Source organism: Pseudomonas campi (assembly GCF_013200955.2).
In the GTDB taxonomy this organism is placed as follows: domain Bacteria; phylum Pseudomonadota; class Gammaproteobacteria; order Pseudomonadales; family Pseudomonadaceae; genus Aquipseudomonas; species Aquipseudomonas campi.
In genome coordinates, this window is sequence record NZ_CP053697.2 from 3,653,933 (window position 1) to 3,666,066 (window position 12,134).

A 12,134-nucleotide genomic window follows, 5' to 3' on the forward strand; every position below is an offset into this window, starting at 1 on the left:
GGCAACATGACGGACTCCAGCAACAAACTAAAACTCGGCGCACTGGTCGCCCTGGTCGTCGGTTCCATGGTCGGTGGCGGGATCTTCTCCCTGCCGCAGAACATCGCCGCCAGCGCCAGCGCCGGCGCCACCCTGATCGGCTGGCTGATCACCGGTGTCGGCATGTTGACCCTGGCCTTCGTGTTCCAGACCCTGGCCAACCGCAAACCGCAACTGGACGGCGGCGTGTATGTCTACGCCAAGGCCGGCTTCGGCGACTACATGGGCTTCTCCTCGGCCTGGGGTTACTGGATCAGCGCCTGGATCGGCAACGTCAGCTACATGGTGCTGCTGTTCTCCACCCTGGGTTACATCTTCCCGAATGCCGGCTTCGGCGAGGGCAACACCCTCACAGCGATCATCTGCGCCTCGGCGTTGCTGTGGATGCTGCATTTTTTGGTGCTGCGCGGGATCAAAGAAGCGGCGTTCATCAACACCGTCACCACCATCGCCAAGATGGTGCCGCTGGCGCTGTTTATCATCATAGGCGTCATCGCCTTCAAGCTGGACGTGTTCACCAGCGACTTCTGGGGTGAAAGCAACACCGAGCTGGGCAGCGTGATGGACCAGGTGCGCAACATGATGCTGGTCACCGTGTGGGTGTTCATCGGCATCGAAGGTGCGAGCATCTTCTCCGCCCGCGCCGAGAAGCGCAGCGACGTAGGCAAGGCCACCGTAGTCGGTTTCGTTGGCGTGTTGCTGCTGCTGGTACTGGTCAACCTGCTGTCCCAGGGCATCCTGGCCCAAGCCCAGCTGTCCGGGCTGAAGAACCCGTCGATGGCCGGCGTACTGGAGCATGTGGTCGGCCCTTGGGGCGCCATGCTGATCAGCATTGGCCTGATCGTCTCGCTGGCCGGGGCCCTGCTGTCGTGGACCCTGCTCTGCGCGGAGATCATCTTCTCCTCGGCCAAGGACCACACCATGCCGGAGTTCCTGCGCAAGGAGAACGTCAACCACGTACCGGTCAATGCCCTATGGCTGTCCAACGGCCTGATCCAATTGTTCCTCGTCATCACCCTGTTCAACGACGCCACCTACCTGAAGCTGCTGTACCTGGCCACTTCGATGATCCTGGTGCCGTACTTCTGGTCCAGCGCCTACGCGGTGCTGCTGGCGGTGCGCGGTGAGACCTATGAGAACGCCGGCGGTCAACGTAACAAGGACCTGCTGATCGCCCTGATTTCCACCATATACGCGGTGTGGCTGGTGTACGCCGCGGGCGTGCAGTACCTGCTGCTTTCTGCACTGCTCTACGCACCGGGCGCCATCCTGTTCGCCAAGGCCAAGCGCGAACTGGGCCAGCCGGTGTTCACCACCATCGAGAAAGTGATCTTCGTTGTCGTTTTGATCGGCGCAGGCATTGCCGCCTACGGTCTCTACGACGGCTTCCTCAGCCTTTAAGAGAAGGAGTTCGAACATGAGCAAGAAGAAACTAGGCGTCCATTCCGAAGCCGGCAAACTGCACAAGGTGATGGTCTGCTCGCCGGGCCTGGCGCACCTGCGCCTGACCCCGAACAACTGCGATGAGCTGCTGTTCGACGACGTGATCTGGGTTTCCCAGGCCAAGCGCGACCACTTCGACTTCATGACCAAGATGCGCGAGCGTGGCATCGACGTAGTGGAGATGCACAACCTGCTCGAAGAGACGATCAAGAACCCCGAAGCCCTGAAGTGGGTTCTCGACCGCAAGATTACCGCCAACAGCGTCGGCCTCGGCCTGCAGAGCGAGGTCCGCGACTTCATCGAGAGTCTGGAGTCGCGGCGCATCGCCGAATTCCTCATTGGTGGCGTGGCCGGCTCTGACCTGGTGAAGTACAAGGACTCCGAGGCGGCGAAGATGTTCGCCGCTTACCAGGGCGAGTCGAGCTTCCTCTTCCCGCCGCTGCCCAATACCCAGTTCACCCGTGACACCACCTGCTGGATCTATGGCGGTGTGACCCTCAACCCCATGTACTGGCCAGCCCGCCGCCAGGAAACCCTGCTGGCCAGTGCCATCTACAAATTCCACCCGGACTTCATCAACGAAGAATATGAGGTCTGGTACGGCGACCCGGACAAGGACCACGGCGCCGCCACCCTCGAAGGTGGCGACGTGATGCCTATCGGCAACGGCACCGTGCTGATCGGCATGGGTGAGCGCAGCTCGCACCAGGCCATCGGCCAGGTGGCCAAGGCCCTGTTCGACAAAGGCGCCGCCGACAGGGTGGTAGTCGCGGGCCTCGGCAAGTCGCGGGCGGCCATGCACCTGGACACCGTGTTCAGCTTCTGCGACCGCGACCTGGTGACTGTCTTCCCGGAAGTGGCCTACAACATCGTGCCCTTCGTGCTCCGTCCGGACGAGAGCAAGCCCGGCGGTATCGACGTGCGCCGCGAGGAGAAATCCTTCATCGACGTGGTCGCCGAATCCCTCAACCTGAAGAAATTGCGCGTGGTGGAGACCGGCGGCGACAGCTTCGAGGCCGAGCGCGAGCAGTGGGACGACGGCAACAACGTGGTCTGCCTGGAGCCAGGCGTGGTGGTCGGCTATGACCGCAACACCTACACCAACACCCTGCTGCGCAAGGCCGGTGTCGAGGTCGTCACCATCAGCGCCAGCGAACTCGGCCGCGGCCGTGGCGGTGGCCACTGCATGACCTGCCCGATCATTCGCGACCCGATCGACTACTAAGAATCGGCCAGGATCAGCTGCGCTCACTCAGGCTGTGTTGAAAACAGGCTCGGGCTGCTCATTTACAGCTCGTAAACTCCGCGCCCTCGCCTGTTTTCGCCTTGCCTGAGCATCGCTCGCGACGATCCTGACTCGATTCCCCACCCGACTACCCGCCTGTCTGCACAGGCCCCATGCAACGAAGAGGGAAACCGTCATGGCGTTCAACATGCACAACCGCAATCTGCTCAGCCTGATGCACCACAGCACTCGCGAGCTGCGTTATCTGCTTGATCTGTCCCGCGACCTCAAGCGCGCCAAATACACTGGCACCGAGCAACCGCACCTGCTGCGCAAGAACATCGCACTGATCTTCGAGAAGACCTCGACCCGCACCCGCTGCGCCTTCGAGGTGGCCGCCTATGACCAGGGCGCCAACGTCACCTACATCGACCCGGGCTCCTCGCAGATCGGCCACAAGGAGTCGATGAAAGACACCGCCCGCGTGCTCGGCCGCATGTACGACGCCATCGAATACCGCGGCTTCAAGCAGGAAATCGTTGAGGAACTGGCCAGCTATGCCGGCGTGCCGGTGTTCAATGGCCTGACCGACGAATACCACCCGACCCAGATGCTCGCCGATGTACTGACCATGCGTGAGTTCAGCGACAAGCCGCTGCACGAGATCAGCTACGCCTACCTGGGCGACGCGCGCAACAACATGGGCAACTCGCTGCTGCTGATCGGCGCCAAGCTCGGCATGGATGTGCGTATCGCCGCACCCAAGGCGCTATGGCCGACCGACGAACATGTCGCCGCCTGCAAGAAATTCGCCGAGGAAAGCGGCGCCCGCATCACCCTCACCGAAGACCCCAAGGCTGCGGTCAAGGGCGTCGACTTCGTCCATACCGATGTCTGGGTGTCCATGGGCGAGCCGGTTGAAGCCTGGGCCGAGCGTATCGAGCAACTGCTGCCCTACCAGGTCAACAGTGCGCTGATGCAGGCTGCCGGCAACCCGCGGGTCAAGTTCATGCACTGCCTGCCCGCCTTCCACAACAGCGACACCAAGGTCGGCAAGCAGATCGCCGAGAAGTACCCGCACCTGAAGAACGGCATCGAAGTGACCGAGGATGTGTTCGAGTCACCGTGGTGCATCGCCTTCGAGCAGGCGGAAAACCGCATGCACACCATCAAGGCGATTCTGGTCTCGACCCTGGCCGACATCTGACCCCCAAAAAAGCTGCGCGCTTGTCTCCCCTCTCCCGCTTGCGGGAGAGGGGCTGGGGGAGAGGGTCTATCCGACAATTCCGAGTCGCCTGATCCCCCTCTCCCCAGCCCTCTTCCATGAATGGGAGAGGGGGCCGATCGTGCATCAACCCGGGCTACGAACAAGGAGAACAACATGCGACTAGTCATCGCCCTGGGCGGCAACGCCCTACTGCGGCGCGGCGAAGCCATGACCGCCGAGAACCAACGCGAGAACGTGCGCATCGCCTGCGAGCAGATCGCCAAGATCGCCACCGGCAACGAGTTGGTGGTAGCCCACGGCAACGGTCCGCAAGTCGGCCTGCTGGCCCTGCAAGGCAACGCCTACGATGCCAAGAACCCCTACCCGCTGGACGTGCTCGGGGCCGAAACCGAAGGCATGATCGGCTACATGATCGAACAGGAGCTGGGCAACCTGCTGCCCGTCGAAGTGCCCTTCGCCACCCTGCTCACCCAGGTCGAGGTCGATCCCAACGACCCGGCCTTCCAGCACATGACCAAGCCCATCGGCCCGGTCTACCCCAAGGCAGAAGCCGAGCAACTGGCCGCCGAAAAGGGCTGGGTCATCGCCCCGGATGGCGACAAGTTCCGCCGCGTCGTCGCCAGCCCACGACCCAAGCGCATTTTCGAGATTCGTCCACTCAAGTGGCTGCTGGAAAAGGGCACCATCGTGATTGCCGCGGGTGGTGGCGGCATCCCGACCATGTACAAGGATGGCAAGCTGGTCGGGGTGGAAGCGGTGATCGACAAGGATCTCTGCTCGGCCTTCCTGGCCACCGAACTGCAAGCCGACCTGCTGGTGATCGCCACCGATGTCGACGCTGCCTATATCGACTGGGGCAAGCCGACGCAGAAGGCCATCGCCCAGGCGCACCCGGACGAACTGGAACGCCTCGGTTTTGCCGCTGGCTCCATGGGGCCGAAAGTCCAGGCTGCCTGCGAGTTCGCCCGCGACACCGGCAAGGTGGCGGTGATCGGCTCGCTGCCGGACATCGAGGCCATCGTTCAGGGCAAGGCCGGCACCCGCATCAGCACCGCACAACCCGGTGTGACCTACCGCTGAGGCGCGGCCACGGCGCCGTCACTCCCGTGCCGGGGCCGTGGTTTTTCTGATTGTTCTGGTTGTTATAGCTGTCGCCGTAGGGTGCGCCATGCGCCCGCCGGCAGAACCTATTCGCCCCGGTGCGCACGGCGCCCCTACCCGCATTGCCTCTGCACACCTCGCTTACTGCGCGTGGACCTGCACCAGCAGAGGTGAATCAAACATCGCCGCCGGCGAGATCACCTGTTCATCCAGTGGCACCTGCTCGCCATAGCGTTCGCGCATCTTGCTGCGCACCGCAGCCGAACTCAGATCGAAGTCGCGGATCTGCTGCAGAGCGCCGATTTCCAGCCCCAGGGCGCGCTGGTAGATTTTCCACACCAGCTCGGAGCAGTACAGGCGCTGGTCCGACCATTCGAACGTCAGGTCGTAGCGGCGCCCGGCAAACGGCGCCGCCTCGGCCCGCAGTCGGCGCAGGGCTGGCTCATCGAGCAGGCGATCGGCCTCGCGCAGCCGCTTGAGCACATAGTGCCCCCCTTCGCCGCGGGCGATCCACTCGGCCAGCGGCGTGTACTTGACCCGCGCACTGGCCTCGTAAACCTGCGGCTGGCCATCACGCAAGAGCACCAGGCCCATGTGGCTGTAGCGCGATTGGGTCGCCAGCTGAATCGCCAGGCTCTGCGTCGAACGCGACGGGTGGAAGATGATGTCGCCTTCGCGCACCTCCAGCGCCGCTACCTGGCCGACCCAGCAGATTGTCGCCAGCAGGGCAGCGCGTATTCCTTGCCTTCTGAGCATGTCCTTCTCCTTGCAGACACCAATGACCCAAGCGGGTGGATTATCGCCATGACGCGGGGGCGCTGCTGCCAACGGCCTGGCGCTTTGCCGCAGAACAAATGAAAACGGAGCCTTGCGGCTCCGTTTTTTTCATTGCAGCGCGAGTTACTGCGCCAGCTTCTTGTAACGCACGCGGTGCGGCTGCGCGGCGGCATCGCCCAGGCGTTTCTTGCGATCGGCTTCGTACTCGGTGTAGTTGCCTTCGAAGAACTCGATGTGCGAGTCGTCTTCGTACGCCAGGATGTGCGTGGCCACGCGATCGAGGAACCAGCGATCGTGAGAGATCACAATGGCGGCGCCAGGGAAATCGAGCAGCGCTTCTTCCAGCGAACGCAGGGTTTCCACGTCGAGGTCGTTGGACGGTTCGTCCAGCAGCAACACGTTGGCGCCCTCTTTCAGGGTCAGCGCCAGGTGCAGACGGCCGCGCTCACCACCGGAGAGGTCCTTGACGAACTTCTGCTGGTCGCCACCCTTGAAGTTGAAGCGACCGACGTAACCGCGCGACGGCACCTCGTAGTTGCCAATCTTGATCATGTCGGAACCGCCGGACACGGCTTCCCACACGGTCTTGCTGCCGTCGAGGTCTTCGCGGCTCTGATCCACACAAGCAAGCTGCACGGTGTCGCCAATCTCGATGCTGCCCGAGTCCGGCTGCTCCTTGCCCATCAGCATGCGGAACAGGGTCGACTTACCGGCGCCGTTACCGCCGATCACGCCGACGATGGCGCCCTTGGGCATGCTGAACGACAGGTTGTCGATCAGCGCGCGGTCGCCGTAGCCCTTGCTGACGTTGACGAAGTCGATGACCTTGTCGCCCAGGCGCTGACCAGCCGGGATGTAGATCTCGTTGGTCTCGCTGCGCTTCTGGAATTCCTGCGACTGCATTTCCTCGAAACGCTGCAGACGCGCCTTGGACTTGGACTGGCGAGCCTTGGCGCCTTTGCGCACCCACTCCAGTTCTTCCTTCATGGCCTTTTCATGGGCCGACTGCTGCTTGGATTCCTGGGCCAGGCGGTTGGATTTCGCCTCCAGCCAGCCGGAATAGTTGCCTTCGTACGGGATGCCCGCGCCGCGGTCGAGTTCGAGAATCCAGCCGGCGACGTTGTCGAGGAAGTAGCGATCGTGGGTGATCGCCACCACGGTGCCCGGGAAGTCGTGGAGGAAGTGCTCCAGCCAGGCCACCGAGTCGGCGTCCAGGTGGTTGGTCGGTTCGTCCAGCAGCAGCATGTCGGGGGCCGACAGCAGCAGGCGGCACAGCGCCACGCGGCGCTTCTCCCCACCGGAGAGGTGTTCGATGCGCGCGTCCCAGGCCGGCAGGCGCAGGGCATCGGCGGCGACTTCCAGCTGGCGCTCCAGGTTGTGGCCATCGCTGGCCTGCAGGATGGCTTCCAGCTTGGCCTGCTCGGCGGCCAGGGCGTCGAAGTCGGCATCCGGCTCGGCATAGGCGGCGTACACCTCGTCCAGGCGGGCCTGGGCCTGCTTGATCTGGCCTACGGCCTCTTCGACAATCTCGCGCACACTCTTGCTCGGGTCGAGCTGCGGCTCCTGCGGCAGGTAGCCGACATTGATGCCGGGCATGGCGCGAGCTTCGCCGTCGAACTCGGTATCGACGCCGGCCATGATGCGCAGCAGGGTCGACTTACCAGCGCCGTTGAGGCCGAGTACGCCGATCTTGGCGCCCGGGAAGAACGACAGGGAGATGTTTTTGAGGATTTCCCGCTTCGGCGGCACGACCTTGCCGAGCCGATGCATGGTGTAGACGTATTGAGCCATGGATGACCTTGGTTCTGTATTAAGAAGAGGAGAAACAGCGCCGCCGGCCGATCGACCGCAGCAAAACTTTCCAGCGAATGTGCATGATAGCCGCTAGGCCCGCGCGCGTGCGGCAAAACTACCGAAATGCGCCGGGGCGGGCAAACCACCGCGACGGGCAGTGATGGCACTTTGCCGCACTTCAAGGCATGCTAGCCGGCTGTGCTTGCCTGGCTTACAGTCCATAAGACAGGCAGTTGTATTAGCAGGATTCCGTTGCGTGCCTAAACTCCCCCGCCACCGCTCCCACCGTTCCCTGCGCGACCCATTCGCCAGCCCCTCACGTGGCTCGCTGAAAGGGGCTCTGGGGCTGCTGGTGGCATTAATGTTGGGCCTGCTGCTGTGGCAATTGCAGCAGGAATTCCAGCAACTGGAAGCTAACCAGCGCGACCGCAACCTGGCCTACAGCACCCAGCTGAGCGAGCATCTGGCCCTGGCGATGAGGCTCAAGGCCGAAGCCGGCCAGACCTTCCTGCTGCATAACGCGCCAACCCCGGTGACCGGCAACGACCTGAGCGCGCTGCTCGACAGCCTGCGCGGCATCTACCCGGCCCTGCACAGCCTGGCCTGGTTCGACGCCAATGGCCAGGTGCTGGCCGACAGCGCACCCGCGGCCGACAGCGCGCTGCTCAGCCAGCTGAGCCAGGCACACCCGCGCCCCTACCATTTCGCCTACGGCCCGCGCGAGCAGGGCCTGCTCTATCTGACACTGGCCAAACCCACGGCCGCTGGCGGCTGGCTGCTGCGCCTGCGTCCGGCCGCCCTGCACAACTGGCTGCCGCAGACCCGCGACCTGCAACCCTGGCTGCTGCAGGACCAACGCAGCGGCCTGGTCATGTTGCGCCTGCCGCCCGACCCGCAAGTGCCGCCCTCCCCACAACTGAGCGAAGCGGAACAGCGCCTGAGCATTCTCCAGCTGCCATTGGCGGGTAGCGACTGGCAGGTGCACGCCCTGTTCGATGCCGAGCAGGTGCGCGCCGAACTGCTGCCCGTGCAGGCCGGCAAGCTGCTGCTGTTCATCCTCTGTTCCACCCTGGCCCTGCTCGCCCTGTTCGGTCTGCTGCGCGAGCAGCGCAGCCTGCGTGAATCCCATGCGCTGTCACGCCGCTCGCTCAACGACGCCATCGCTGCCCTGGGCGCCATCGAAGAGCGCGTCCTGGTGACCCAGGCCGATGGCCAGATCAGCTACCTCAACCCGCGCGCCGAGCAGATGTTCGGCTTGAGCAGCGCCGAAGCCAGTAGTCGCCACCTGCTCAATCTGCTGCCGGCCCTCGGCCCCTGGCTGGAAGGCGATACGCCGCCGGCACAACCGATCGAAATCCTCCAGGACGGACACCCCCGTCTGTATGCCGTGACCCATCACAAGCTGGCCGCCGAGAGCCGCCAGGACCGTACGGTCTGGGTGCTGCGCGACGTGACCGAGCAGCAGAAAGCCGTGGAGGTACTGCAGGACACCCGACGGCGCTACCAGGGCATCTTCGAGGGCAGCGGCATCGCCCTCTGCGTGTTCGATCTCAGCGGCATGAAAGACTTCCTCGACCAGCAGGGCCTGCGCCACAGCAGCCAATTGGCTGGCTGGCTGCAACAAGCCCCGGAAAACAATCAACTGCTGCTGAAGCAGCTACGCATCACCGAGTTGAATCGGGTGGCCATGCAACTGCTCGGCGTCGATTCGCCGAAACAGGCCTGGGACCACCTGATCGGCAATCGCCCGTTACGCCCGGGCAGCTCTCGCCATGCTCTGATTACCGCGCTGATCGATGGCGAGCAGGACATGATGGTCGAGGGCCGCATGCGCACGCCGCATGGCCATGAGCGCTACCTGTGGCTGACCCTGCAGCTACCGCGCCGGGCCAACGAGTTCAAGGCCGTCACCCTGAGCATCCACGACATCACCAGCCGCAAGCGCGTCGAACTGTCGCTGGTCGAGCGCGAGCGCTTCTGGTCCGAGGTGCTGCGCGCCGTGCCCGATACGCTCTATGTGCACGACATGAGCAACCAGCGCGTGCTGTTCAGCAACAACCGCCTGGGCCCGGATCTGGGCTACAGCCGGGAAGAAATGCTGCAGCTGGGCGACAAGCTGTGGGAAAAGATCCTCCACCCCGACGATGTCGAGCTGTACCAGCGCGTGCGCAACCTGCAGAAAGTGGTGGGCAACGGCCTGCTGCTCAACTGCCAACTGCGCTGGCGGCACCGCGACGGCAGCTGGCACTGGTTCGACATCCGCGAACACGCCCTCAGCCGCGACGCCCACGGGCGGGTCAGCCGCCTGATCGGCGTGGCCAAGGACATCACCCACGAGATCAACGCCCAGCTCAGCCTGCGCGACAGCGAGCGGCGCTACCGCCTGCTGGCGGAAAGCATCAGTGACGTGATCATTTCCTCCGACAGCAAGCTGCAGCTGAACTATGTCAGCCCTTCGGCGCAGAACTTCTTCGGCTACAGCCCGGAGTGGATCCTGCAGAACGGCCTGCTCAGCACCGTCACCAACCCGCGCCAGCTGACCGAACTGCAGGGTCTGCTGGAACAGGTCAAGCAGGAGCTGGGCGATACGGCGCAGCTGAACCAGCTGCAGACTCAGTTGAGCAGCAAGCCGTTCGTCTTCGACTGCCTGCGCGCCGACGGGCGCAAGATCAGCGTGGAAATGCGCGTGATGCTGATGTGGGACGAGCAGAACCGCTTCGAAGGCGTGCTCGGCATCGGCCGCGACATCAGCCAGCAGCGCCGTGCCGAGCGCGACCTGCGCATGGCCGCCACGGTATTCGAACACTCCACCGCGGCGATCATGGTCACCGACCCGGCCGGCTATATCGTGCGCACCAACGAGACCTTCCAGCGCATCAGCGGCTTCGCCACCGAGGAAGTGCTCGACCAGTTGCCCAGCATGCTCACCGCCGACCGCCAGCAGGCCGAGCAGCTCACCTATATCCTCAACCAGCTCAACCAGCACGGCAGCTGGGAGGGCGAGCTGTGGCTCAAACGCAAGAACGGCGAGCAGTATCCGGCCTGGGTCGGCATCACCGCGGTGCAGGATGACGAAGGCGACCTGGTCAGCTACGTGTGTTTCTTCAACGACATCAGCGAGCGCAAGGCCAGCGAACAGCGCATCCACCGCCTGGCCTACTACGACGCCCTGACCCTGCTACCCAACCGCACCCTGTTCCAGGACCGCCTACACACTGCCCTGCAACATGCCGAACGGCATGCGGAGTGGGTGGTGCTGATGTTCCTCGACCTCGACCGTTTCAAACCGATCAACGACTCCCTGGGCCACGCCGCCGGCGACCGCATGCTCAAGGATGTGGCCGTACGCCTAGCCGCCTGCGTCGACGAAGACGACACCGTGGCGCGCATGGGCGGCGACGAATTCACCCTGCTCCTGCAACCCCGCGAAACCCGTGAGAGCGCGCTGAACCGTGCCATCCATGTGGCCGAGCAGATTCTCGCCAGTCTGGCCCAGCCGTTCGTCCTGCAGGGCCGCGAGTTCTTCGTCACCGCCAGTATCGGCATCGCCTTGGCGCCGCAGGACGGCAACGAGCTGAGCCAGTTGATGAAGAACTCCGACACCGCCATGTACCACGCCAAGGAACGCGGCAAGAACAACTTCCAGTTCTACCAGGCGGACATGAACGCCACCGCGCTGCAGCGCCTGGAGCTGGAAAGCGACCTGCGCCATGCCCTCGATCTGAATCAGTTCCTGCTCTACTACCAGCCGCAGTTCAGCGGCGATGGCAAGCGCCTGACCGGAGTCGAAGCGCTGCTGCGCTGGCAGCACCCGGTACGTGGGCTGGTCGCGCCCGGCGAATTCATTCCGGTGCTGGAAGAGCTCGGCCTGGTGGTACAGGTCGGCGACTGGGTGATCGAGGAGGCCTGCCGCCAGCTCAAGAGCTGGCACGCCAGCAAGGTGCGCGTGCCGAAAATCTCGGTCAACCTGTCCGCCCGCCAGTTCGCCGATGGCCAGCTGGCCATGCGCATCTCGCACATGCTCGAAGCCAGTGGCGTGCCCTCGGCCTGCCTGGAGCTGGAACTGACCGAGAGCATCCTGATGCGCGACGTCGACGAAACCCTGCAGATTCTCGCCAGCCTGAAGAAACTCGGCCTGTGCATCGCGGTGGACGACTTCGGTACCGGCTACTCCTCGCTGAACTACCTCAAGCAGTTCCCCATCGACGTACTGAAGATCGACCGCAGCTTCGTCGACGGCCTGCCCGAGGGCGAGCAGGACGGGCAGATCGCCCGCGCCATCATCGCCATGGCCCACAGCCTGGGCCTGGCGGTGATCGCCGAAGGCGTGGAAACCCAGCCCCAGCTCGACTTCCTGCGCGAGCATGGCTGCGACGAGGTGCAGGGCTACCTGTTAGGCAAACCGATGCCCGCCGCGCAGTTCGAGGCCCAGTTCAGCGGCGCGGCGCTGTTCATGCTCAGCTAGAAAACCCGCGCGCCACCTCGCGTGAGCACCACTTGTCCGCCACATGACTGCCTTTCATATGC

The 12,134-nt window shown here is 63.9% G+C and carries 7 protein-coding genes; 5 read left to right on the top strand and 2 right to left on the bottom strand.

Annotated elements, in window-relative coordinates; translation table 11 throughout:
* Positions 1–6 precede the first annotated feature (6 nt).
* The 4 genes from arcD (at position 7) to arcC (ending at position 5,015) form a co-directional block, all read left to right on the top strand.
* Positions 7–1,440: an arginine-ornithine antiporter gene (arcD, locus tag HNE05_RS16960; RefSeq protein WP_173209510.1), complete on the top strand. Its 1,434-nt coding sequence runs from the start codon at positions 7–9 to the stop codon at positions 1,438–1,440.
* A 16-nt stretch (positions 1,441–1,456) separates the two neighbouring features.
* The gene (gene arcA, locus HNE05_RS16965; protein WP_173209512.1) at positions 1,457–2,707 is read left to right on the top strand and encodes an arginine deiminase; all 1,251 of its coding nucleotides are present in this window, start codon (positions 1,457–1,459) and stop codon (positions 2,705–2,707) included.
* Positions 2,708–2,903: 196 nt separating this feature from the next.
* Positions 2,904–3,914 carry an ornithine carbamoyltransferase gene (locus HNE05_RS16970; protein WP_173209514.1) on the top strand — a complete coding sequence of 337 codons (1,011 nt, stop codon included), beginning with the start codon at positions 2,904–2,906 and terminating at the stop codon, positions 3,912–3,914.
* A gap of 174 nt (positions 3,915–4,088) precedes the next feature.
* Entirely contained in the window at positions 4,089–5,015 is a 927-nt protein-coding gene (arcC, locus tag HNE05_RS16975; RefSeq protein ID WP_173209516.1) for a carbamate kinase, read from the top strand.
* A gap of 162 nt (positions 5,016–5,177) precedes the next feature.
* Here arcC and HNE05_RS16980 read toward each other — a convergent pair whose 3' ends face one another.
* Positions 5,178–5,792, bottom strand: coding sequence for a YiiX family permuted papain-like enzyme (locus tag HNE05_RS16980; protein ID WP_173209518.1), 615 nt, complete (start codon positions 5,790–5,792; stop codon positions 5,178–5,180).
* Between the two features lie 144 nt (positions 5,793–5,936).
* The gene (gene ettA, locus HNE05_RS16985; protein ID WP_173209520.1) at positions 5,937–7,604 is read right to left on the bottom strand and encodes an energy-dependent translational throttle protein EttA; all 1,668 of its coding nucleotides are present in this window, start codon (positions 7,602–7,604) and stop codon (positions 5,937–5,939) included.
* Positions 7,605–7,968: 364 nt separating this feature from the next.
* Here ettA and HNE05_RS16990 point away from each other — a divergent pair, with 364 nt between their 5' ends.
* Positions 7,969–12,072, top strand: coding sequence for a bifunctional diguanylate cyclase/phosphodiesterase (locus HNE05_RS16990; protein WP_173211718.1), 4,104 nt, complete (start codon positions 7,969–7,971; stop codon positions 12,070–12,072).
* Positions 12,073–12,134: the final 62 nt, after the last annotated feature.

Bases quoted from the DNA above. Each gene is read 5' to 3' on its own strand.
- arcD (WP_173209510.1), top strand. From the start codon at position 7: ATGACGGACTCCAGCAACAAACTAAAACTCGGCGCACTGGTCGCCCTG.
- arcA (WP_173209512.1), top strand. From the start codon at position 1,457: ATGAGCAAGAAGAAACTAGGCGTCCATTCCGAAGCCGGCAAACTGCAC.
- HNE05_RS16970 (WP_173209514.1), top strand. From the start codon at position 2,904: ATGGCGTTCAACATGCACAACCGCAATCTGCTCAGCCTGATGCACCAC.
- arcC (WP_173209516.1), top strand. From the start codon at position 4,089: ATGCGACTAGTCATCGCCCTGGGCGGCAACGCCCTACTGCGGCGCGGC.
- HNE05_RS16980 (WP_173209518.1), bottom strand. From the start codon at position 5,792: ATGCTCAGAAGGCAAGGAATACGCGCTGCCCTGCTGGCGACAATCTGC.
- ettA (WP_173209520.1), bottom strand. From the start codon at position 7,604: ATGGCTCAATACGTCTACACCATGCATCGGCTCGGCAAGGTCGTGCCG.
- HNE05_RS16990 (WP_173211718.1), top strand. From the start codon at position 7,969: ATGTTGGGCCTGCTGCTGTGGCAATTGCAGCAGGAATTCCAGCAACTG.